Source organism: Celeribacter sp. ULVN23_4 (genome assembly GCF_054788345.1).
In genome coordinates this window covers 92423-113973 of record NZ_JBTVYO010000010.1, presented here as the reverse complement: position 1 = coordinate 113973, position 21551 = coordinate 92423, and the positions used below count along the sequence as shown (strand labels likewise).

The window sequence follows — 21551 nt, the reverse complement described above, 5'->3', positions numbered from 1 at the left end:
ATCCGAGAGTTCCTTATAGGTGATGTGCTGGGCGGGCGCGTTGGGATCGTCCGGCTCGAAAATGATCGCGGTCTGCAGAGATTTTTTGGCGAGATGACGGTCGATACAGTTGGCGGAGACGTTCAAGACGCCGTCGGCATACCATTTGATATCGACGCGGCCGAAATCGAAACAGGTCTTTTTTACCTGTGTGTAGGGCTCCATCCAGTCGAGGATTTTGCCTTGCTCCGCCCAGAAAGACACAGGGTCTTCAACGGAGCGGGCGTAGAGGTCTTCGTAATCCGTTTCGGAAATGAGAGCATTCGAGGCAAACTCCTCGGCTGGCGGGTAGCTGGTCTCGGTCATATTGGCTCCTCCCAGAGATATTAACTTGGGCCTGCGCTGCGGCGGGCCTCCTCCTCACATTCTGGTGTACAGGCTTTGCTGTGAAGGTTTCTGTAAATAACTGCATTGAATGAGTTTTTTTGTAAAAATATTCACGACACTTTTGGCGATTTGTTAACATTATTAACAGAGTGTGAATTTCATTGCTTTACAATTGGTTAACAATCGAGTGTTTCGCCGGGAATTCAATTTTTTAACGTGTCGCGTCCCGCGTTTTACAATTGGGGAGTGATGTTTGGTCTCACAACTCTTGGTCGCGTGGAATCGAGTGAGACGGCTGATATGCGCGACTCAAGACACGATCACTGTGCAAGAGGTTCAGGCGTCTGGTGACATGTGAGCGCTAAGAATTCAGGCCCCCCATAAGGCCTCCTCAGGCCATATGGGCCCTCAGGAGGCCAGTTGCATGGCCTCTGTCGGGGTTGTCTGAAGCTGCGCGCTGTCCCGTTCCAATGCTGTCGCCTGTGTTTTCAGGGATTGCAGGGCGGCCGTGGTCTCTTCGAACATCGCGGCGTTGTGCTGCGTGACTTGATCAAGCTGGCTGACTGCGGTGGTGATTTCTGACAGGCCGACCGATTGTTCCGAGGCGGATGTGGCGATTGTGCTCACCAATGCGTCGAGTGTGGAGACAAGGGTCTCGATCTCGCCAAGTGCCGTGCCGGAGGCATTGACCAATTCAACGCCTTCATCGACCTGTCGACTTGATGTTTCAATCAGCTTGGCAATTTCATTGGCGGCTTCCGAGCTGCGCTGCGCGAGGGCGCGAACTTCGGAGGCGACGACGGCAAAGCCGCGCCCAGATTCTCCGGCGCGGGCGGCTTCGACGCCGGCGTTCAGGGCAAGCAGGTTGGTTTGGAAAGCGATGTCGTCAATCACGCTGGTGATTTTCGAGATTTGTGTTGAGCTTTCCGCAATGTCATTCATCGCCGTCACGGTGCGTTGCACAACATCGCGCCCGGCGATGGAGCGTTGCTTGGTCTGGCCGACGGTTGTGGCGGCCTCTTTGGCACTGCTGGCGGAGCTATCGACGGAAGCGGCAAGCTCTGTGATGGCTGCGGCGGTCTCCTCAAGCGAGGCGGCCTGCGTTTCTGTGCGGCGGCTCAGATCGATGGCGGCGCTGTTCAGGTTGTCGGTTTCATTGATGATGGTCGCCGTTCCTTCAACGATGGTGCTGGCCAGGCGGGCGATCTTTTCGACAGCATCGTTGAAATCGGTGCGAAGTTTCTCGTAGGCAGGCGGAAAGTTTTGGGAGATGCGCACGGTCAGATCGCCGCGCGACATTGCTCCGAGTCCCTCGGCCAGAGAAGATACGACGCGCTGTTGGTCTTGCAGGTTCTTTTCGCGTTCCCGTTCGGCCTCTTCGCGGGCCTGTTCCTTGTCGAGACGCGCGGCTTCTTGCTCCGCGCGGCGTTCAGCCTCTGCGGCTTCTTCGCGGAGTCGGGCCTGACGGTCTTTTTCGGCGTTCGCCTCGCGTTCCTGAGCCAGTTCGGCGTCTTTGGCGGCTTGCGCCTTTGCCATGTCCGCGCGTTCCGCCAGTGCTTTGCGGAAAAGTTCCAGCACCCGGGCCATTTGACCAATCTCGCTGTGCGCTTCGGTCATCGGAACGGGGGATGTCGTGTCGCCTTCGGCCATGTGCGCCATGTGTTGTTTGAGGGCGTCCAGAGGGCGCGTGATGCTGCGCACGAGCAGGGTCGAAATGACAACGAGGATCAGCAATGTCGTAAGGAGAATGCCATGCGCGACTTTCGTCATCCAGGCGAATTGATCGCGAATGTCGGAAAGGTACGATCCTGTGCCCACGATCCAGCCCCAAGGTTCAAAGGCGCGAATGTAGCTGATCTTTTCTTCGTCGCCCGTCCCGTCGGGTTTGTTGAAGAAATAGGTCAGCGTGCCGCCGCCCTGTGCCTTTGCGATGTCCGACATCGCAATGAAGATTTTTGACCCGCGCGTGTCGGTGTAGCCGGATTGATCCGTCCCGATCCATTCGGGCTTTGTCGGGTGCGCAATCATGCGATTGTCGAAATCGAACGCAAAGAAATAGCCGGTTTCGTCGTAGCGCAGGGCCATGAGAATTTTCTGCCCGGCGTTCCGGGCCTCTTCCCGTGTCAGTTCGCCGGTTTCCACTTCGTTCTGAAGGCTTTCGAGGCTTGAGATGGCCGTGTCGACGACATCACTCAGGTGCTGCTCCCGCATGTGGAAGGACGCTTCATAGGCGATCGACAGGATGATTTGTGTCAGGGCCGCAATCATAATCACCGCAACGACGACGATCACATAAATGCGTGCGGAGAGTTTCGATAGGAGCGCTCTGAACATCGGGCGGCTTTCTCAATAGACTGACATCGGCGGGCAGTCTGAAGGCGAGATGTTAATTTTCGGTAGATCGAAGCACAATTTTCAGCGTGCGGTGATGTCTTGCGCGATGAAAGCCACATCAAAATGACCTGAGCGTCAGGTTTATGATCTACCCGAGGTTTGCTCGTGTTGTCGGCATGCGATTGCTGTTCAAGCTTGCCGATGATGAGACGAATGGTCCGCTGTGTTCGCGGAAGGTTTCACTGTTTCCGTGTTTTGTTTCGACGCTGATGCTGAAGAACTTGCGCTCTCTGGGGCATTTCCCCATGTTTTTTGGCTTTATTGGTTGAGCGAATTTCTGGAATGGCTCTCGCCTATTTGTCTGACCTCTCAGCTGGTGTCATGCTCTGAGATACAACAGGGGAGTCTGACATGAACGAAATTAATAACATCGAGAAGCGCGCTTTGCGTGGAATGCTGTTGGGCTGCCTCATTTGACGGGTCCAAGTTGATTGTTGGTGAGCCGAGGGCTGTGATCCAGTCTTGACGACCTGCGCGCCCCGCAAGATGAAGAGATCCGTCAGAGCATCGACGACGTCTGTCGAGTTCAGCTTGCGTTTCACCCTGATCGCCAAACATTTGCGGCTGAATTCATCGATGACGTTCAGCGTTCGGAAGATCTTGCCGTCATCGGTTCGGCAATGCACGAAGTCATAGCTCCAAACGTGATTGCGATGTTCAGATCGCAAGCGGGCGCACGACCCATTGTTCCGCCAGAGCCGCCCTTTGTTTGTTTTGGCGGGACCTTCGGCTCCTCCCATCGCCACAGCCGCTCGATACGACCATCACGGACAGACCATCCGGCCTGTCGAATGTCCGTTTGGCACGACGATCACCGCTGATTAACGGGCCATTCGGCACGGTGCCCATCTGTTTTGAATAAGGGGGTCACATGCGCGTACCGCGCAATCCGTTTGAACAGGCCTCGCCGATCTTGTCGCCGATATGGGACATCTCGGGAAAACCGGCACACCGGAGGTGCAGGCTGCGGTGGAGGGGGCGATCACTCGGATCATCGGCCACGGCAAGGCGGCGGGGATTCTGACTGGCGACAAGACCCTTGCATGACGTGACCTCAAACTGGGCGCGACATTTGTCGGCGTTGGTAACGATGTTGGGCTTTTGGCTGGAGGCAGCGCTGCACTCGCAAGTGAATTCAAAACGGACACAGGTGTCACGAGCGGTGCAGGCTATGCTTGCAGGCGTATGTCAGTCTGCCAAGTGAACGCATTCGCTCTATCTTCTCTGGGTAGACGATCGACACAGTTTAGAGTGATGCTCTGACCTGTCGCCTCAGCAACCAGCCGATGCCGAAGGTTGCGGCGTCGCCCAGCACCGAAATGCCGCGATGCATGAGTGCCACGGTCAATCCTGCGCCGTCACCGATGACGAGGCCGAGGCCGATGGAGAGAATGCCTTCGCGTATGCCCGCGCCTCCGGGAGCGCCGGGGACGACAAAGCCCGCGACCCAGGCAACGACAAACACCGTGGTCGCGTAAGTAAGGTTAATCTGAGCTTCGGGGGCGACGGCATGTGTGACGAACCAGAGAGATGCACCAAGCACGCCGAAGTTCGCCATATGTACAAGCGCGGGCAGACCGAGCCATGACAGATTAAACGGAGCGACATCGCGTCGTTTAATCTCGCGTTGTACGAGGGCGACAGCAACGCCGATGGCCAATAAGCCAAGGGCCGGCACGAGCCAGGCCATTTCTCCGGCAGAGTTCGAGCGAACGGGGGCCAGAAGTACGGCGAACAGGTCCGGGTTCAAGATAGAGATGCCACTCACAATCAGAATGCCGGACGCGATGAGAAGCCCTGTCTCAGCCAAAAGCGCCGCGCCGACGACTGTGCCGGGGATGCCGTCCGCTTTGGCGAGGGCAAACCGTCCGACGAATTGCGCAACATTGCCGGGGATGTATTTGCCGAGCTGGGACAGCAACAGCTGGCATGCTGTGCGGACCGGCGGCAGTTTGATGCCCCATGCCCGCAGTGTGGCGATCCATGCGAGAGTGGCGATGAGTTGGGAGGCGATGTAAAGCGCGAGCGCGGCAAACAATCCTCTGATCATCAGCGGGGATGTGAAATCGACCGGAGGCATTGCTCCGATCCCGCGCCAAACAACGATCCCGAGAAAGAGGACGGCCAAGGCTGTTCCAAGAAGGCGTAGGGCGCGGGGCATCGTGGTTCTAGGCCTCAACGAGGGGGGCAATACCTGCCATCAGCGAACGGGCAATCTCGCTTGGGCTGGCTGCGTTCAGATTTTCAGCAGGGACGGTTTGGAAACCGTTCGCGATGATCCGTTCGATCCCGTCGAGCAGTGCATCCGGATCAGACGGGGCGACGAGTTCAAGGCCGGGGTGGGGCGCGAATGCTTCTTCCATGGCGGGGGAGCGCCTCGTGACCACGGGGCGGCCAGCGATCAGGGCTTGATAGACCTTGTTGGGGATAACCGAGGCCGCTTTGTCCGAATTGCCGAAAATGCCAAGGCAGATGTCGGCTTCCGCAATCGCGGTGCGCAGGTCTTCATAGGTACGCCAAGCCTCCCAGGTGATGTGAGTGGCTGCACTCTGAGCAAGCGTCGTGCGGACAAGGTCGCTATGCTGGCCGGACCCAATCAAATGCCAGTCGTAGTCCCGACCGCGCTCAGAAAGCGCTGCTTCAAGGATCGTTTGCACGCCGTGAAGCGGAATGAGCTGACCGTAAAACAGGATGCGCACAGGGCCGCCATGTGCCTGTCGCGGAGGGACATTGGCAAAAGCCTCCGGTTCGGCCCCGACTGGAACGGCATCTACTCGATCATATGCGACATGGAAAAGTCCGGCAATGCGGCGGGCGTGCGCGGGCGTATCCATCAGGACACGGTCTGCCGCGCGGCATCCGAGCCATTCCAAAGCCTTGAGGGCCCGTGCGATCAAGCTCTTCGGGCGTGTCATCTGTCGGTCTTGGACGACAGTGTCATAGAGCGAAATGAACATGTCCCAAACGACGGCACGCCTTTTGAGCTGTGCGAAAGGACAAAGGATCAGAACGTCAATTTGTCCGAGGTAGGGAACGATCACGATGTCATGGTGCGGCGCGCGCAGATATCGCCAGATCAGAACGGGGTAGGCCATGAGCGCGCGCAAGGCGATGCGCAGGAGAGCCGCCCATCCGGTTTGGCTCTTGTCTTCCTGACCTGACCAAATGTCCGCATGTATCTCAATCACCTCGATGCCGATCTCGCGCAGCCCGTCGCGCAGAATGCGCGTGCGCGGTTTGCCGAGGTCGTAGGTGCCCCAGAAAAGCACACTGCGCGGTGAAGCGTCTGATTGATGTGTCATCGCGTTCGGCTCCTCGCGCCCGCTGTAGTGTGAGCGGGCCGCGTTTTATGAAGCATCTGAAAGCTTTCTCTCGTTCAACGTCACGACCTCAGCCGTTTGCGGCGGGGTCCGGAGCAGATCGCGCGCGCGGATGTCTTCAAGCAAGCTGCGGTTCGCCGCGATCATATCCGCCAGCACGCCAACCGCGAAAAGCACGGTGGCCATCGCGAGCAAACTCGCCGCCAGAACCAAGGATTGCACATGCCCGCTGCCGTCTCCGAGCATGTAATAGACCAAAAAGCGGAGGATCGCGATCATGGCCGGGAGTGCGAAGAGCGCGGCCAAGGAGAAGAAGAACTTAATGGGAGCGTAGATCACGAAGACCCGCAAAATTGTCGTTATGGAGCGCATGACATATTCGCGGATGCCTTTGAACAGGCGGGACGGGCGGGTCACTTCGTTCACACGCACGGGGACCGAGGTCATCGGGATGCGTTTGTGGCCAGCCTGAATGATCGTTTCCAACGTGTAAGTATAGGTGTTGATGACGCAGAGGCGCGCCGCCGCATCTCTGGCATAGGCGCGAAATCCGGACGGGGCGTCGGGGATATCGGTTTCGCTCGCCAGTCGCACGACCCAACTGCCGAGGCGTTGAAGGACTTTCTTGAGCGGGGAGAAGCTTTCGATCTCTGTGATCGGTCGCGCGCCCACAACAATTTGGGCTTCGCGTTCGAGAATGGGAGTGATCAGCGCCGGAATGTCATCTGCGCAATATTGATTGTCCGCATCGGTGTTCACGATGATATCTGCGCCGAGCGCCAAGGATTTTTCGATCCCGGCAGAAAAGGCGCGGGCCAGCCCGACGTTCGACGGCATGTGCAGGATATGATCGGCCCCGGCCTCGCGTGCGACTTGCACGGTGCGATCCGTCGATCCGTCGTCGATAACCAAGATCTCCACACGATCAACGCCGGGAATGTCTCGCGGAATGGCGGCGATCGCTTCTGCAATCGTTTCCTCTTCGTTGAGTGCGGGGATTTGAATAATGAGTTTCATGCGTAACCTTGATTGCCTCACCATAGGTTTTGTTCCGAGTTCGAGGCAAAAATTTGTCAATCGAAGGGAATGTTTCCGATTTGTGTATAAACTATTTCACCGTTTTTTCTGCTCGTCAGCAGTTAAACCGTTTTTCTTAAAGATCGTTTGGGGGAAACGCCCGTTCAGCCAGTATAGTGCTTTGCCAAAGTGTTCGCGATGTTGCGCGTGATTTTCCCGAGTTCTTCCTGAGTTTCCGGTCGCGCTTCCGCGCTGGTCATGGAAATGGCGATCCCGGCAATCGGTATGCCTTGCGGGCCGAGGATGGGGGCACCGAGGCAGACCATGCCTTCGCGAATCTCACCATTGTCCACGGCAAAGCCCTGTTTGCGCCAAGTCTCGGCTTTTTCATCGAAGGTTGCCAGATCGGGGACGCTATTGTCGGTGAAGGGGGCGTGCCACTGGCTGGATAGAATCGCGTGACGCTCCTCTTCAGGGATGTAGGACAACATGGCTTTGCCGGTCGCGGAATAGATCGCGGGGAGACGCATCCCGATCTGGAAGGTGAAGCCCAAGGGCCTGTCGGAGTTGCGGCAGGCGAGATAGACGACCTCATCTTTTTCGAGGGTCGATAGCGTCACGGTGTAATTCGCGAGGCGTCCGTCTCGGGACAGAATGCGCTGGAACTCTGACACAAGGGACGAGCGGTTCAGATAGGCGCCGCTCCAGCGCAGGCAATGCGCACTCAAGCTGTAACCTGTTGGTTCGGAATGAAGAACACCCGCGTCGACCAAGGTTTCACAGATGCCGTAAACCGAACTTTTGGGCGCTCCGATGTCTCGGGCCAACTCGGACACGCCAGTTGGACCAGCGCAGGCCGCCAGCCTGTCCAAAATCAAAATGGTCCGTTCCGCCGCCGGGGCGCGTCTTTTGGCTGGCTCTGTCATGGGGGTGTCCTTTGATTTTCAGTCCTAAGCGATTTTTTCGGCAATTGACATAGGTGTATACATCGGCATACGTTCCATATAGCAAACACTGTTCCAAATATGGAACGACAAAGCAATATTAATATTTGAAGACAGAAGAAGAGGCCCAAATTGCCCCAACTTAAAGACCCGTCGCTGTTGAAAAACGCTTGTCTGGTAAATGGCAAGTGGGTTCAGGCCGCTTCCGGAGAAACCATCGACGTCACGAACCCCGCAGATGGGTCCGTCGTTGGCGCCGTGCCCTTCCTGTCCCCGGATGAAATCCCGGCAGTGATCGAAGCCTCGCGTGTGGCTCAAGCCGAATGGGCGACTTGGGCCGCCAAAGAACGCGCTGCCGTTCTGCGCAAATGGTTCGAGCTTATGGTGGAAAACACCGAAGATCTCGGTCTGATCATGACGCTCGAACAAGGTAAACCGCTCAAGGAAGCCAAGGGCGAGATCGCCTATGCTGCCTCCTTCGTTGAATGGTTTGCGGAAGAAGCCAAACGCGTTTACGGCGACACCATCCCGGCCCCGGCGCGCAACCAGCGTCTCACCGTTCTCCGTCAGCCGATTGGCGTGACCGCAGCGATTACGCCGTGGAACTTCCCGGCAGCGATGATCACCCGCAAAGCCGCTCCGGCTCTGGCGGCGGGCTGCTCGATGATCGTGCGCCCGGCGGATCTGACCCCGCTTACCGCTCTGGCACTGGGCGTCTTGGCGGAGCGCGCAGGCATTCCGGCAGGCGTCTTCCAGATTGTCACCGGCCCGGCCTCGAAAATCGGCAAGATCATCACTGACAGTGACGTGGTGCGCAAGCTCTCCTTCACCGGTTCGACCGAAGTGGGCCGTCTCCTCATGGCGCAATGTGCGGACACGATCAAAAAGGTCTCCCTCGAACTTGGCGGCAACGCGCCGTTCATCGTGTTCGACGATGCCGATCTCGACGCCGCTGTCGAAGGCGCGATGGCCTCCAAATACCGCAACGCAGGTCAGACCTGTGTCTGCGCCAACCGTATTCTCGTGCAGCGCGGCGTGTATGATGCTTTCGCCAAGAAACTCTCCGAGAAAGTCTCGGCTCTGACTGTTGGGAACGGCACGGAAGATGGCACCGATATCGGCCCGATGATCGAACCGAAAGCGCTCGATAAAGTCGAAAGCCATATCGAAGATGCGGTCTCCAAAGGCGCAACGCTCCTTCAGGGCGGCAAACGCCTCGGCGGTCTGTTCTTTGAACCCGCGATCCTCACCGGCGTGACGCCGGAGATGAAAGTTGCGACCGAAGAGACCTTTGGTCCGCTGGCCCCGCTTTTCGCCTTCGACACCGAAGAAGAAGCGATTGCCATGGCCAATGACACGATCTTCGGTCTGGCCGCTTACTTCTTTACCAAGGATCACGGCCGTATGGTGCGTGTCTCCGAGGGCCTCGAATACGGCATGGTCGGGCACAACACCGGCCTGATCTCCAACGAGGTCGCGCCCTTCGGCGGTGTGAAACAGTCCGGTCTGGGCCGTGAAGGCTCCAAATACGGCATCGAAGAATATCTCGAGCTGAAATACATCTGCAGCGCGATTTAAACCTTCCCCTTGCGCGACCCGTGAACTTCCTGCGGGTCGCGTCTTTTTACTTCCTCAAGGACAAGATCAATGACTGATGGTATCAAACCGTTCTCCTTCGACACGCCCGGCTCCACGCTTGTGGAATGGGGTGGCGCGAAGCGGATGGGTGAGCTTCTGGGAGACTGGTTCTCCGAGCGTAACCTGTTGATCGTGACCGACAAGTTTCTGCATGAAAACGGCTTGCTCGATCCTGCGATTGCCTCTCTGAAAGAGCATGGGTTCACGGTTTCCGTGTTCGACGACGTTGTGGCCGATCCGCCCGAAGCCGTTCTGATGTCTTGCGTTGAAAGTGCCAAATCCGCTGGCGCCGATATCGTCATGGGCCTCGGTGGCGGTTCCTCCATGGACATCGCGAAACTCGTGGCCGTGATGCTCGTGTCCGAGCAGCCGCTCTCCGAGCTTTACGGGATCGGCAAGGTGCAAGGCAAACGCACCCCGCTCGTTCAGGTTCCGACCACCGCAGGCACTGGCTCCGAGGTGACGAACATCACCATCCTGACCACCGGCGAGACCACCAAGATGGGTATCGTCTCGCATCAGCTTTACGCCGACCGCGTGTTGCTCGACGCCGAGCTGACCGTTGGCCTGCCGCCGGTTCAGACCGCTGCGACCGGGATCGACGCTATGGTGCACGCCATCGAGGCCTTCACCGGTCAGCACAAGAAAAACCTGATGTCGGACGTGTTCGCGAAAGAGGCTCTGCGCCTGATGGCTGCGAACCTGATCACCGCTTGTCAGGACGGCACGAACCGCGCGGCCCGCGAAGCCATGCTTTTGGGTGCGAACCTTGCCGGTCAGGCGTTCTCGAACAGCCCGGTTGGCGCTGTGCACGCTCTGGCTTACCCGCTGGGCGGCCACTACCACCTGCCGCACGGTCTGACCAACGCGCTGATGCTTGGCCCGGTTCTTCGTTACAACATGGCTGGCGCTGCGACGCTTTATGCGGAACTCGCCGATGTTGTGATCGGACCGTCCGACGAAGGCACCCAAGCCAAATCCGCGAACTTTGTGAACTTCATGCAGGATCTGATGGATCGCTCCGGCGCGCCGCTGAAGCTGCGTGACGTGAATGTACCGGAAGCCGACCTCCCGATGCTGGCGAAAGACGCCATGCTTCAAACTCGGCTTTTGGTCAACAACCCCGTCGAAGTGACGGAAGACGACGCGCTCGCGCTGTACCGCGAAGCGTTCTAACCCTCATGTCAGGCGCCCCGACGCACCGCAGGTGGGGCGCCTGACACAAAACAAAAAGCCCTCGGAGGGGGGGCAAAGACTGCGCAAAAAAATTGCGAGGAGACACCAGTGAGACAACAACGTATCGACGGGCAGGAAACGCCCTATTGGCCGGCGGGCCCATTCAAAATCCGCCTGCCTTTCCTTCATTATCGGTTTGAATGGCCGGACTATTTCCAAGGCCTTCTGATGTGCGCCGTGGATTTGGCCGCCATCCCGCTCATGGTTGAACTGTTGGGGATGCCCTTTGAGGTGGCCCTTGCCGTCGTCATGATGAACGGTGTGCTGTACCTGACCCACCACCTTCTGGGCGACCCGGTCGTGCCGGGCTGGATCACCCCTGCGATCCCGCTTCTGATGGCCTATTGTGCCGCTTTCCCGGAGGGGCCTGAGCGCGTTCATGCGCTGATTGCCTTCCAGCTCATGCTCGGGCTGTTCTCGATCTTCATCGGGGCATCGGGCCTTGCGCACCGTGTGGTGCAGCTGATCCCGCAGGCGATCAAATCCGGCATCATCATCGGTGCAGGCATCGCGGCTGTGATCTCCGTGTTCAAGGTCGGCGGTCGTTTCGACAGCTATCCGTTCACCATCACCATCGCCGTGGGCATCGCGTTCTACGTGATCTTCTCCCAGCATTTCGCAAAGCTGAAAGCCACCAGTGCGATCTGGGGGGCCATCGGCAAATTCGGCATCTTCCCGATCGTCGCGCTGGCCATCATCGTGGCTCCGATCTTTGGCGAAGCGCCGTGGCCGACCATCGAATGGGGTATTTCCAAGCCGGACTTCGTGACGCTCTGGAAAGAATACACCGTGTTCGGTCTCGGCCTGCCGCCGCTGCATATGTTCATCTCCGCGATCCCGACGGTTCTGGCCGCCTACATCGTGCTCTTCGGTGACGTGCTGCAAAGTAAAGCGATCCTTGACGAAGCGGATCAAGAGCGTCCCGACGAGGTTGTGCATTACAACCCCGACCGTGCGCACATGATCTTCGGTGCCCGTAACTCGATCATGTCCATCATTGGCCCGGACGTTGCAATGTGTGGTCCGCTTTGGGCAGCTATGCACGTGGTCATCGTTGAGCGCTTCGCGCAGGGCAAAAAAGCCATGGACTCGATCTTCGGTGGGGCAGGTTCCTTCCGTTGGGGAACGAACACCGGTCTGCTGCTCATGCCGATCGTGACGCTGGTTCAGCCGATCCTCGGTATCGCTCTGGCTCTGACCCTGCTGATCCAGGGCTATGTGTCCGTGCGCATCGGTGTCATGGAAGCACGCTCCCAGCGTGACCTCGGCATCGCCGGTGTTGTGGCCGCTGTGCTCGCAACCCGTGGCGCGGCTTGGGCCTTCGGTGTTGGCGTGGTGCTCTGCATTCTGGTGTACGGCCGCGATTTCTTCCGCGGTGAGGTCGATAAGACCTTCGTGAAAGACCAAAACAACTGATCGCACCGCGACACAGTTTGAAATGACCAAGAACGGGGGCCATTTGGTCCCCGTTTTCTTTTGGTTTCGTCAGTCTTGTTTTGCCCCGCGCACTGGTTGGGGCGATCAGCGCAACGTCCGGGTTGTCGGCGAACTCCGCGCCCACATCGGCGGCACCGATGAGACCTCACCAGACATGGTCGAAACCGATGCCTTTGATCTGCGGGAAGATGCGGTGTCTGGCGCGGAGCGCCCAGGCTTTATGCGCACCGATGCCCATCGTGCCAAGACGTCCCACAGAGCCGAACACAAGGCGACCGGTCTTATCCATACGATAGGACGACAGCACTGCGCGGGTGTCCCAGCAGCCTTCGCCGTTCGGCAGGATCGTTTCGCGAATCCTGGCGGGAAGCGGCGTGGTCGCCATGTTGAAATAGGGCAGGGTGACTTGCGCGTGGGCGATCTACGGAAACACGTTTTGTGTATAGGTGTCGGTTGCGGGAAATAGCCACTTCGCCGGCAGAGTCCGTTCGGTGTCGTAATGACCCAGGTACCGCCTTGGCAGGTCACTTTTGTGGTGGGCGAGTTGAGATGCGTATTCTGAAACGCCTTGCCTCCTGACAGAGCGTGTGATGCAGAAAGACCTTGCCAGCGGTGCGGGGGTGAGCAACATCAAGCGGGACTTGATAGGAACCCGTTTGATGAAGACCCCGCGCCGCTTTCTTCCGTCCCTTGCCCTGCTTCAAGCATTCGAGGCCGCCGCGCGGTTGCAGTCCATCACGGGCGCGGCGCATGAGTTGAACCTGACACAAAGCGCCGTTTCCCGGCAAATCCGCGCGCTGGAAGATCAGATCGGTACGCAGCTTTTTCATCGTGAGAAACAGACGATCCGTCTGACGCTCGGCGGTGCGACCTATGCCCGCGAGGTGCGCGAAGCGCTTCAGAAAATCTCTCAGGCGTCGATGAATCTGCGCGCCAACCCACATGGCGGCACGCTGACCTTGGCGATCCTGCCGACCCTTGGCACCCGTTGGCTCGCGCCGCGCCTGCCGCAGTTTCTCAAGACCAATCCGGGCATCACGATCAACCTCGTGACCCGATTGAGCCAATTTAACTTTGCGGATGACTCCGTCGACGCGGCAATTCACTTTGGTCAGGACGACTGGCCGGGAGCCAAACATTGTCATCTCATGGGCGAGGAAGTCATCCCCGCCTGTGCGCCAGAGTTGTTGGAGGAATACGCCTTCAAGAGCGCCAAGGATTTGCTCAAGGCGCCGCTCTTGCATCTGACGTCCCGGCCCGATGCGTGGGAAAGATATTTCATCCGTAGCGGCGTCGAGTTCGGCTCAGTCCATGGCATGTTGTTCGACCAGTTCGCGACGGCTGCTCAGGCTGCCAGTGCCGGGCTAGGCGTGGCGCTTTTGCCGACGTTTTTGGTGGAGGACGATTTCTCAGATGGCCGTCTCGTCCCCGCACTTCCCGCGCCAATGCGCTCAGAAGAGGCCTATTACCTGTGCTGGCCGGGCGATATGGAGGATTACGAACCTCTGCGCCTGTTCCGGGATTGGCTCGCAGAACTGGCGCAGGCATTTGAGGCCGCGAATTCTCAGCTCAGTTCCTGACGCGCCGCAAGGATCGCAGCAGACAGGTCTTCGACCGCCGTGCCGACACCTTTGAACAGGGTGATTTCGTCATCGCTTTGGCGGGGCATGAGATCGTCGCGGCAGAGAGCGTCGAGCGTGCCCGCAATGTCGCTATCCGCCATGACGCCCGCCTTCAGAGGGGTTGCGATGTCGCCGCTTTCCACCTTGGCATGCTCGGTGTCGATATAGACAGTCGCGCGGCGGATCACCTCGTCATCGGCTTCGCGCATCTCCGGTGTGAAGGAGCCGATCAGATCGACATGCTGGCCGGGCTTAAGCCATGCTCCTTTGAGGATCGGATCGCGCGCCAGCGTGGCGCAGGAGATGATATCGGCTTCCTGAGTGGCTGCTTCAAGATCTGTGGCCGCTTTTGCGTTCAGCCCGTCAGCGGCCAGCTTTTCGGCGAGACGTTCTGCGGACGCGGCGGTGCGGCTCCAGATGGTGATCTCTTCGATCGGTAAGACAGCGCGATAGGCCGCCGCGAGGTTCGAGGCCACGGCGCCCGATCCGACGATCAAAAGTTTGCGGCTGTCCGGGCGGGCGAGCCGTTTGGCGGCGAGGGCAGAGGCGGCGGCCGTGCGGCGCGCCGTTAATTCCGCACCATCCAGCATCAGCTTGTGGACGCCGGTTTCGCGGTCGAACAGGATGTAGGACGAGGTTACTGCGGGTAGGCCGCGTGCGCCGTTGCCGGGGTGGACGTTGACAATTTTGACGCCGCCCCAGCCTTCACTCTGCCCCTTCAAATTCTGCCATGCGGGCATCAGGAGGAGCATGTCCTCGCCCATCGCATGATGGTGGCGCAGCGGCACTTCGGCCCCGGTTTTAAACCCGTCATCCAAAGCCGTGAGGAGGGCATCGAAAGGCAGGGCCTTCCGGGTTTCTTCGGCGGTCAGGACTTTCATGGTGCTCTCCTTAAATTATAGGGCTTTGAGCCATTTGGCGGTGGCGGACACGTCTGACAGCGTCGGGGTTTCTCCCGTCATGGCTTGTGCCAGAACTTCGGCGCTTCCGAGGCTCATGGTCCAGCCAAGCTGGCCGTGCCCTGCGTTGATCCACAGGTTGTCATAGGCGCGAACCTGCCCCAGATAGGGCGGTCCCGCGGGGGTCGTCGGGCGCAGACCGGCCCAGAATTCCGGCGTGTCGAGATCAACCCCGGTGGGGAAGTTGCGGCGCACGTAATCGTCGAGCAGTTTGATGCGATTGTCGGGGAGCGAGCGATCCCGCCCGGCAAATTCCGCAATCGCCGTCACGCGCAAGCGGTCGCCGTAATTCGAGACGGCGAGCAGTTCGGTCTCATCGACGAGGGGCAGTTGCGGGACGCCCGCCGGATCGGTGATGCGCCACGTCCCGGAATAGCCTTTCACCGGATAGATGTTCGGGGCGAAGCCGAGGGGGCGGGTCAGATCGGGCGTCTCGGTTCCAGTTGCGAGCACCACGTTGGTGCAGGAAATCGGGCCAGCACAGGTCTCGACAGCCGAGATGCGGCCATTTTTGTGGGAGAAGCCCGTGACCGAGGTCTCATAGCGGAACTCGATGCCGTCGCGGCTGAGCCAATCGCCCGTGCGCCCGGTGAACAGGTGGCAGTCGCCGACCGAGTCGATATGGCTGCGAAGTCCCCCGGTAAGGCGTTCTCCCATCCCGGCGAGGCCGGGTTCCATCGCGATCAGAGCTTCGCGATCCAGAACCTCGATCTCATGGCCGGAACCAACCTTGGCAGCATAGCTCTTAAATTGCGCGGTGTCCTGAAACAGATAGAGCGCGCCGTCATGCCATGTGTCTACAGGGAGCCCCATCTCCGTCTCGGCGGGCAGGAGCATATCCCGGCTCATGCGCGCGAGGTTTTGGAGTTTGCGGGTGTTCTCTCTATTGGCGCTTGAAGAGCATTGCGTGAGAAATTCCACGCCCCAGCGCCAGAGCGCCGGGTCCATGAACTTCGAGATTTTGACCGAGGGTTCGCGTCCGAGAAAGGCACGGACCATTGAGGGTATCGCGCTTGGCTCCGCCCAGGCTTTCGCATGGCCCACGGCCATCAAACCGGCATTGCCGCGCGAGCAGAATTCGGCGGGGCCGCCGAGACGGTCGATCACGGTGACGGCCTGCCCGCGTTTGTGAAGGGCGCGGGCGGTCATGATGCCCACAACGCCTGCGCCGATGACCACGGTTCTGGGTTGATTTGCCATGGTGAATGTCCTGTTTAAAGATCGCTGACCCAGAGAACTTCGGCAGGCGCGTCGCTGAGGCTGATCAGAGCGTGGCCCATGGCGCTGTCGAAGGCGAAGCTGTCGCCGGGGGTCAGATCGACGGGCGCGTAATGCTCGGTGAAGACCCGGACCTGTCCGGATTGCACGACGATCTGCTCTTGTCCCGTGTGGCTTTGCAGCGCTTCAAAGTCGGACAGGTCGCGCGACAGAATGGTGGCGCGGAAGACCAATGTCTGTTTGGCCGCCACATCGTCGCAGAGGAGTTCCAGACGGTAGTTCGGCGTTTCGACGATCCGCCCTTCGCCGCTGCGGGTGAGGGACCGCCACCCGGCAAGTGTCTGTCCCCGGCCGGAGTTCAGCAGGCTGTTGACCGTGATGCCAAGCCCGTCACAGAGCTTTTGCAATGTCTCGAACGTGGGGGAGAGCTGACCGCTTTCGATCCGTGATAGGGTCGAGACGGACAGGGCGCTCTGTGCCGCGAGTTTCGCCAGTGTCAGATCCCGCGATTGGCGCAGGGATTTGACGGTTTCGGCAAGGGGAAGCTTATGGTTCTGATCTGGTGTGGCCAGTGTGTCTTGGAGGTCGGACTTCCACATGGCGAGTCTCCGTGGAATGATGATGTGCTTAAAAATTTGCATATACGCAAAATTATTGCAAATGAAATAATTCGAAATCCGCCGAGATGGCAAGATGACAGTTGTTGCCATGCACAGGAGACACGCCCGTCCGAATGCTTGGTCTCGCTCGTGCAGAAAGTTTTGATCCGAAAAGTGCGTCAATTTCGCGCTTTTCACGGCTGAGTGTCTATAAATTTACAATTTAAAACAAAGCTTTGCCGCAATGCGGCGGCTGTGTGGTTGAAATTTTTAGTTTTCTGTGTAAATTAAAGAACAGGGTCAACGCGGCTGACCTGTTCGGTTTCTGGCCTGATATCAAGTTGGGCAGTTCTTTCTAGCGGTCAGTGGATCGCCTTGTGAAAGACATCGTGGAACCGACCCGCATAGCGCGACGCTGGATGGTGTTTTCTCGTCTGGCTTGTCTTTAGCTCCTTGCCGCGCAGTCCATGTCGGACAGGTGGGGCGCGCAGAATCTGAAGATAAAGACCTGAGTAAGAGCACCCAAAAGGAGCTCCCCATCAAGGATTCCATATCCCATACCCCGTCGCAGCCCCTGCGCCGCATCACCGTTCTTGGTGCTGGTAGCTGGGGGACTGCTCTCGCCTCCGTTTTGGCCCGCAATGGTCACGACGCTCGCCTCTGGGCCCGCCGCCCCGATCTGGCCGAACGGATCAATGCAACCTCTGAGAATGCCGATTATTTGGCCGGTGTTGAGCTGCCGCCCGGTCTGACGGCGATGTCTGACCTGCGTGACGCTTTGAGCGGAACCGAAGCCGTTCTGATGGTCACACCCTCCGCGACGCTGCGCGCCATGTGTCAGGCGATCAAGCCGCATCTGCCGACCGGTGTTCCCATCGCTTTGGCCTGTAAAGGCGTCGAGCGGCGCAGCGGCTATCTGTTGTCGGAAGTCGTCTCGGAGGAATTGCCCGGCCATCCGGTCGGCGCGGTGTCCGGACCGACCTTTGCCCGCGAAACCGCGCTGGATCATCCGACGGCCGCCACGGTCGCCTTTCCGTTTTCCTATCAGGACAGGCTGGTGCCGGAAGAAAGCCCGGCGGCGCGTCTCGCTATGTCTCTGTCTGGTGGAGGCTTCCGCCCCTATGTTTCCGACGATCTCGTCGGTGTCGAAGTGGGCGGCGCGGTCAAGAACGTCATCGCCATCGCCTGTGGCATGATGTCGGGGGCGGGTTTTGCCGAAAACACCCGTGCAGCCCTGATCACCCGTGGCACCGATGAGATGAAAGCCCTCGCTCAGGCATTGGGCGGTCAACGTGAGACCGTTACGGGCCTGTCCGGCGCGGGCGATTTGACGCTGACCTGCTCTTCGACCACATCGCGGAACATGTCGCTGGGCTATCAGCTTGGCCAAGGCATCCCGCGCCCGTCCTGTTTCGAAGGCCGCCCCGTGGTCGTCGAGGGTGAGGTGAACTCGGTGTCCGTCACCGATCTCGCGCATCGCATTGGTGTGCCTATGCCGATTTGTGAAACCGTGAATGCGGTGCTTCACAAAGGCGCTGATCTGCAAGCGGCGTTCACCGCGCTCTGGGCCCGCCCGATTGAGGCAGAGCCAAACGCGCTCGATCTCTCGCTACAGCATCCCTCCCCCGATCTTCCGCTGCAATTCGGAGCCAACTGACCATGAATGTCCACGTTTCACCGCGCCCGGCGATCGCCGCGCGCCGCTTTACACTTGCGACCGATCTCGATGGCACCTTCCTTGGTGGCACCGAGGAAGAACGTGCCGCGCTTTACAACTGGATCGAGGCGAACCGCGATAGCGTTGGCCTGATCTTTGTGACGGGCCGCGATCCGGAATTCATCATGCAGATGTGCCGGGAACGCGGTTTGCCTTGGCCCGAATATGTCGTGGGCGATGTCGGCACCACGATTGCCCGTGTCCGCGAAGACGGCCATGTGGAGCCGATCCCCGAGCTTGAGGAAGACATCGCTCAGCGCTGGTTCGACAAGGGCGATCATGTCCGCGCGGCGCTTGCGGATGTGTCCGGCCTGACGCTTCAGCCGACGGAGTTCCGCTATCGTGTGAGCTACGACCTGACGCCCGCGACCTATGACGCCTCGGCGGAGGTTCTGGTTGAAGGGCTGGGGCTCGATTGGCTCATTTCCGACAACCGCTATTTCGATGTGCTGCCGAAAGGCGTCTCGAAAGGCCCGTCGATCAAACGCCTCATCGGCCATTTGGGTATTCCCGAGGCGCGGGTGCTCTGCGCGGGCGACACGCTCAATGATTATTCCATGCTGGCCAGCGGCCTGCCCTCCGTGGCCGTCGGCAATTCTGAAACTGCACTCAAGTCGCGGCTCGAAGGCCACGCCACGGTCTACCACGCCACCCATCACGGCGCTGCGGGTATTCTTGAGGCGATCGCCGCGCTTGATCTTCATGACATCCCGAAAGGAGTCTGATCCATGCCATCCGATCTGGTTATCGTTTATCACCGTCAACCTTACGAAGAAGTCGAGGTGAACGGTAAAATTGAATATCGCGAAAACAAAAGCCCGAACGGCATTGTGCCTACGCTGAAAAGTTTTTTCGGTCGGTTCGACAAGGGCGCTTGGATCGCATGGAAACATGCCGATGATCCCGCCAATCCTGATTTCGAGCGAGTGATCGAGATTGACGACGCCTATGGCAATTACACTGTGTCGCGCTTGCCGCTGACACCGGAGCAGGTGACGAGCTTTTATCACGTCTCCTCGAAAGAGGCGTTTTGGCCGATCCTGCACGGCTTCAAGGAGCGCTACAATTACGACCCGGTCGATTGGTCCACCTTCCGCGAGGTGAATTGGGCCTTTGCCGAAGCTGCCGCCGCCGAGGCTGCCGAGGGGGCTGTGGTGTGGATTCACGACTACAACCTCTGGCTGGTGCCGGGCTATCTGCGCACGCTGCGCCCGGATGTGAAGATCAGCTTCTTCCACCACACGCCGTTCCCGAACGCGGATATTTTCAATGTGCTGCCGTGGCGCAAAGAAATCCTGGAGAGCCTGCTGTCTTGTGACGTCGTGGGCTTTCACATTCCGCGCTACGTGAACAACTTCGTCTCTGCGGCGCGGTCTCTTTTGGAGGTCGAGACATTGAAACGTGAGAAGGTAAAGCCGGAGCTGGCGGCGGAAACCTCCGCCCTGTCCGAGCAATCCGTGGTCACCGAGATCGGCTATGACGACCGCACCATCCGGCTTCAGGCCAGCCCTGTCGGTGTGGATGTGTCCTATATCGAAGAGGTCGTCGCCCGCGAGGCAACCGCGCGCAAGGTCGCGGCGATTAAGTCCGAATTGGGCGATGCCAAGCTTATGCTGTCCGTCGGGCGGACCGACTACACCAAGGGCGGCATCGAACAACTTGAAAGTTTTGAGCGCCTTTTGGAAAGCCGCCCTGATCTACGTGGCAAGGTGCGCTTGATGCATGTCTCGGTGGCGGCCAATTCCAATATGACCGCCTATGAGGAAATCCAGCAGACGCTGGAGCAACTCGCCGGGCGCATCAATGGTCGCTATGGCTCTTTCGAGTGGCAGCCCGTGGCGCTGATCTCCCGGCCGGTAAAGTTCACCGAGCTGGTGGCCTATTACCGCGCGGCCGATGTGGCTTGGATCACGCCGCTGGCCGATGGCATGAACCTTGTGTGCAAGGAATTCTGCGCGGCCCGCACGGACGGCGACGGGGTTCTGGTCCTGTCCGAGTTTGCCGGGGCGGCGGTCGAACTGGCGGCTGCGGTGCCGACCAACCCGTTCTCTCACAAGTCGATGGACGGGGCGATCCAGTTCGCCCTGGACATGGAACCTGAAGAGCGCCAAGGCCGCATGAAAGCCAATCGCGGGGTGGTCGTGAAACAGGATATCCGGTTCTGGGCTGAAGATCAGATGCAAGCTTTTGGCAAAGATGTGCTGCCCCAGTTGGTGACAGCGGCGGAGTGATCCGTTTTACAGAATGAATAAAGGGGCGCGGAGGCGCCCCTTCATGTTTGGTTGAGTTCGACGGTTACGCGAATTCCGGGCGCTCGCGTTTCATCTTGCGCACCATCGCGTCAAACAGAAGCGTGGCGAAAGACGCGTTGTCTTTAAGACGCTGCGCATCCGCTGCGCATTTCTCTTTGATGCTGTCCGGAAGCTGCACATTCGGCCCCGGAATCGCGGCGGCGGCACATTGAATTTCTGCCGCGCGCTGTACGGTCCAGAGCAGGAAGAAGGTCAGCGGAATATCCGCCTCGCACACTGCGATACCGTGGTTGCGCAGCACCAGAACGTGTTTGTCGCCGAGAGACGCGAGCATCCGGTCGCGTTCTTCGCCGTAGATCGTGATGCCCTCGAAATCGTGATAGCCGACCCGCCCGTAAAGCTGCGCGCCGTTGAAGTTGTTGTGGTCGATGTGACCGTCTTTCATCACGATGGCAGAGATCGGCGTCGTGTGTGTGTGTGCGACACAGCCGACGTCAGGACGGTGTTCGTGGATCACACCGTGAAGCGCAAAACCCGCCGGGTTCGGCTTGTATTCACTCTCGCGCAGAAGCTTGCCATCAACACCGACCACCAACAGGTTTTCGGGCGTCACCTCATCGTAATGGAGGCCCATCGGGTTAACGAGATAGGCATGCTCATCGCCGGGCAGGCGCACGGAGATGTGGTTGAAAATCAGTTCCGTCCAGCCAAGGTAGCTCACCAGGTGATAGAAATCGGCGAGTTGGACGCGAAGCTCTGCTTCGGTCATGCCTGACATCGAAGTGCTGTCTGCGGTCATGGTCATGGTCATGGTCGTGGAAGTGTTCATGGC

General features: G+C 59.0%; 19 protein-coding genes and 1 pseudogene. 8 read left to right on the top strand and 12 right to left on the bottom strand.

Going from position 1 to position 21551, the window contains the following annotated elements; all coding sequences use genetic code 11:
* The 3 genes and pseudogenes from ACYBHZ_RS17825 to ACYBHZ_RS17815 all read right to left on the bottom strand — a co-directional run.
* A partial coding sequence (locus ACYBHZ_RS17825; RefSeq protein ID WP_460275651.1) for an acetyl-coenzyme A synthetase N-terminal domain-containing protein occupies window positions 1-345 on the bottom strand: 345 nt, incomplete at its 3' end.
* 429 nt (window positions 346-774) lie between these two features.
* Window positions 775-2700, bottom strand: coding sequence for a methyl-accepting chemotaxis protein (locus ACYBHZ_RS17820; protein WP_460275650.1), 1926 nt, complete (start codon window positions 2698-2700; stop codon window positions 775-777).
* A gap of 536 nt (window positions 2701-3236) precedes the next feature.
* A pseudogene (locus tag ACYBHZ_RS17815) lies at window positions 3237-3553 on the bottom strand (DDE-type integrase/transposase/recombinase); the annotation flags it as partial.
* A gap of 131 nt (window positions 3554-3684) precedes the next feature.
* Here ACYBHZ_RS17815 and ACYBHZ_RS17810 point away from each other — a divergent pair.
* A complete protein-coding gene (locus tag ACYBHZ_RS17810) occupies window positions 3685-3807 on the top strand; it encodes a hypothetical protein (RefSeq protein ID WP_460275649.1) in 123 nt (40 codons plus the stop codon).
* A gap of 199 nt (window positions 3808-4006) precedes the next feature.
* On the opposite strand, the gene ACYBHZ_RS17805 is transcribed toward ACYBHZ_RS17810, so the two are convergent.
* The 4 genes from ACYBHZ_RS17805 to ACYBHZ_RS17790 form a co-directional block, all read right to left on the bottom strand.
* Window positions 4007-4921, bottom strand: coding sequence for a hypothetical protein (locus ACYBHZ_RS17805; protein WP_460275648.1), 915 nt, complete (start codon window positions 4919-4921; stop codon window positions 4007-4009).
* 7 nt (window positions 4922-4928) lie between these two features.
* Complete coding sequence (locus ACYBHZ_RS17800) at window positions 4929-6062, bottom strand: glycosyltransferase (RefSeq protein WP_460275647.1); 1134 nt, start codon at window positions 6060-6062, stop codon at window positions 4929-4931.
* A gap of 45 nt (window positions 6063-6107) precedes the next feature.
* Window positions 6108-7097, bottom strand: coding sequence for a glycosyltransferase family 2 protein (locus ACYBHZ_RS17795; protein WP_460275646.1), 990 nt, complete (start codon window positions 7095-7097; stop codon window positions 6108-6110).
* Between the two features lie 164 nt (window positions 7098-7261).
* Window positions 7262-8023, bottom strand: a complete 762-nt coding sequence (locus ACYBHZ_RS17790; protein ID WP_460275645.1) for an IclR family transcriptional regulator — start codon at window positions 8021-8023, stop codon at window positions 7262-7264.
* A gap of 150 nt (window positions 8024-8173) precedes the next feature.
* Here ACYBHZ_RS17790 and ACYBHZ_RS17785 point away from each other — a divergent pair, with 150 nt between their 5' ends.
* The 3 genes from ACYBHZ_RS17785 to ACYBHZ_RS17775 all read left to right on the top strand — a co-directional run bounded on the left by ACYBHZ_RS17785 (window position 8174) and on the right by ACYBHZ_RS17775 (window position 12331).
* Window positions 8174-9619 carry an NAD-dependent succinate-semialdehyde dehydrogenase gene (locus ACYBHZ_RS17785; protein ID WP_460275644.1) on the top strand — a complete coding sequence of 482 codons (1446 nt, stop codon included), beginning with the start codon at window positions 8174-8176 and terminating at the stop codon, window positions 9617-9619.
* A 69-nt stretch (window positions 9620-9688) separates the two neighbouring features.
* On the top strand, window positions 9689-10855 hold the full coding sequence (locus ACYBHZ_RS17780) for an iron-containing alcohol dehydrogenase (RefSeq protein WP_460275643.1): 1167 nt from the start codon (window positions 9689-9691) through the stop codon (window positions 10853-10855).
* 108 nt (window positions 10856-10963) lie between these two features.
* Window positions 10964-12331 (top strand): hypothetical protein, encoded by a 1368-nt coding sequence (locus ACYBHZ_RS17775; protein WP_460275642.1) that lies wholly within the window; start codon window positions 10964-10966, stop codon window positions 12329-12331.
* Window positions 12332-12497: 166 nt separating this feature from the next.
* Here the strand turns inward: ACYBHZ_RS17775 and ACYBHZ_RS17770 are convergent, their stop codons facing one another.
* Window positions 12498-12737 (bottom strand): hypothetical protein, encoded by a 240-nt coding sequence (locus tag ACYBHZ_RS17770; RefSeq protein WP_460275641.1) that lies wholly within the window; start codon window positions 12735-12737, stop codon window positions 12498-12500.
* A 205-nt stretch (window positions 12738-12942) separates the two neighbouring features.
* On the opposite strand from ACYBHZ_RS17770, the gene ACYBHZ_RS17765 reads away from it, so the two are divergent.
* On the top strand, window positions 12943-13932 hold the full coding sequence (locus ACYBHZ_RS17765) for a LysR family transcriptional regulator (RefSeq protein WP_460275640.1): 990 nt from the start codon (window positions 12943-12945) through the stop codon (window positions 13930-13932).
* Here ACYBHZ_RS17765 and lhpI read toward each other — a convergent pair.
* Genes lhpI through ACYBHZ_RS17750 form a run of 3 tightly spaced genes read right to left on the bottom strand, consistent with a single transcriptional unit; the run spans window position 13917 to window position 16750 of the window.
* Entirely contained in the window at window positions 13917-14855 is a 939-nt protein-coding gene (gene lhpI / locus ACYBHZ_RS17760) for a bifunctional Delta(1)-pyrroline-2-carboxylate/Delta(1)-piperideine-2-carboxylate reductase (RefSeq protein ID WP_460275639.1), read from the bottom strand. The two genes, ACYBHZ_RS17765 and lhpI, sit on opposite strands and share 16 nt — an antisense overlap.
* A gap of 15 nt (window positions 14856-14870) precedes the next feature.
* The gene (locus ACYBHZ_RS17755) at window positions 14871-16133 is read right to left on the bottom strand and encodes an FAD-dependent oxidoreductase (protein ID WP_460275638.1); all 1263 of its coding nucleotides are present in this window, start codon (window positions 16131-16133) and stop codon (window positions 14871-14873) included.
* Between the two features lie 14 nt (window positions 16134-16147).
* Window positions 16148-16750, bottom strand: coding sequence for a helix-turn-helix domain-containing protein (locus tag ACYBHZ_RS17750; protein WP_460275637.1), 603 nt, complete (start codon window positions 16748-16750; stop codon window positions 16148-16150).
* 550 nt (window positions 16751-17300) lie between these two features.
* Here ACYBHZ_RS17750 and ACYBHZ_RS17745 point away from each other — a divergent pair.
* Genes ACYBHZ_RS17745 through ggpS form a run of 3 tightly spaced genes read left to right on the top strand, consistent with a single transcriptional unit; the run spans window position 17301 to window position 20698 of the window.
* Window positions 17301-18407 carry an NAD(P)H-dependent glycerol-3-phosphate dehydrogenase gene (locus tag ACYBHZ_RS17745; protein ID WP_460275654.1) on the top strand — a complete coding sequence of 369 codons (1107 nt, stop codon included), beginning with the start codon at window positions 17301-17303 and terminating at the stop codon, window positions 18405-18407.
* Window positions 18408-18409: 2 nt separating this feature from the next.
* Window positions 18410-19192 carry an HAD-IIB family hydrolase gene (locus ACYBHZ_RS17740; protein WP_460275636.1) on the top strand — a complete coding sequence of 261 codons (783 nt, stop codon included), beginning with the start codon at window positions 18410-18412 and terminating at the stop codon, window positions 19190-19192.
* 3 nt (window positions 19193-19195) lie between these two features.
* Window positions 19196-20698 (top strand): glucosylglycerol-phosphate synthase, encoded by a 1503-nt coding sequence (ggpS, locus tag ACYBHZ_RS17735; RefSeq protein ID WP_460275635.1) that lies wholly within the window; start codon window positions 19196-19198, stop codon window positions 20696-20698.
* 64 nt (window positions 20699-20762) lie between these two features.
* Here ggpS and ACYBHZ_RS17730 read toward each other — a convergent pair whose 3' ends face one another.
* Window positions 20763-21548, bottom strand: a complete 786-nt coding sequence (locus ACYBHZ_RS17730) for a class II aldolase/adducin family protein (protein ID WP_460275634.1) — start codon at window positions 21546-21548, stop codon at window positions 20763-20765.
* Window positions 21549-21551: the final 3 nt, after the last annotated feature.

What these genes read in the sequence shown, in the direction of transcription:
- lhpI (WP_460275639.1), bottom strand. Translation starts at nt 14,855, where the DNA reads ATGAAAGTCCTGACCGCCGAAGAAACCCGGAAGGCCCTGCCTTTCGAT.
- ACYBHZ_RS17790 (WP_460275645.1), bottom strand. Translation starts at nt 8,023, where the DNA reads ATGACAGAGCCAGCCAAAAGACGCGCCCCGGCGGCGGAACGGACCATT.
- ACYBHZ_RS17730 (WP_460275634.1), bottom strand. Translation starts at nt 21,548, where the DNA reads ATGAACACTTCCACGACCATGACCATGACCATGACCGCAGACAGCACT.
- ACYBHZ_RS17795 (WP_460275646.1), bottom strand. Translation starts at nt 7,097, where the DNA reads ATGAAACTCATTATTCAAATCCCCGCACTCAACGAAGAGGAAACGATT.
- ACYBHZ_RS17750 (WP_460275637.1), bottom strand. Translation starts at nt 16,750, where the DNA reads ATGTGGAAGTCCGACCTCCAAGACACACTGGCCACACCAGATCAGAAC.
- ACYBHZ_RS17800 (WP_460275647.1), bottom strand. Translation starts at nt 6,062, where the DNA reads ATGACACATCAATCAGACGCTTCACCGCGCAGTGTGCTTTTCTGGGGC.
- ACYBHZ_RS17740 (WP_460275636.1), top strand. Translation starts at nt 18,410, where the DNA reads ATGAATGTCCACGTTTCACCGCGCCCGGCGATCGCCGCGCGCCGCTTT.
- ACYBHZ_RS17780 (WP_460275643.1), top strand. Translation starts at nt 9,689, where the DNA reads ATGACTGATGGTATCAAACCGTTCTCCTTCGACACGCCCGGCTCCACG.
- ACYBHZ_RS17810 (WP_460275649.1), top strand. Translation starts at nt 3,685, where the DNA reads ATGGGACATCTCGGGAAAACCGGCACACCGGAGGTGCAGGCTGCGGTG.
- ACYBHZ_RS17770 (WP_460275641.1), bottom strand. Translation starts at nt 12,737, where the DNA reads ATGGCGACCACGCCGCTTCCCGCCAGGATTCGCGAAACGATCCTGCCG.
- ACYBHZ_RS17755 (WP_460275638.1), bottom strand. Translation starts at nt 16,133, where the DNA reads ATGGCAAATCAACCCAGAACCGTGGTCATCGGCGCAGGCGTTGTGGGC.
- ACYBHZ_RS17765 (WP_460275640.1), top strand. Translation starts at nt 12,943, where the DNA reads ATGCAGAAAGACCTTGCCAGCGGTGCGGGGGTGAGCAACATCAAGCGG.
- ACYBHZ_RS17820 (WP_460275650.1), bottom strand. Translation starts at nt 2,700, where the DNA reads ATGTTCAGAGCGCTCCTATCGAAACTCTCCGCACGCATTTATGTGATC.
- ggpS (WP_460275635.1), top strand. Translation starts at nt 19,196, where the DNA reads ATGCCATCCGATCTGGTTATCGTTTATCACCGTCAACCTTACGAAGAA.
- ACYBHZ_RS17805 (WP_460275648.1), bottom strand. Translation starts at nt 4,921, where the DNA reads ATGCCCCGCGCCCTACGCCTTCTTGGAACAGCCTTGGCCGTCCTCTTT.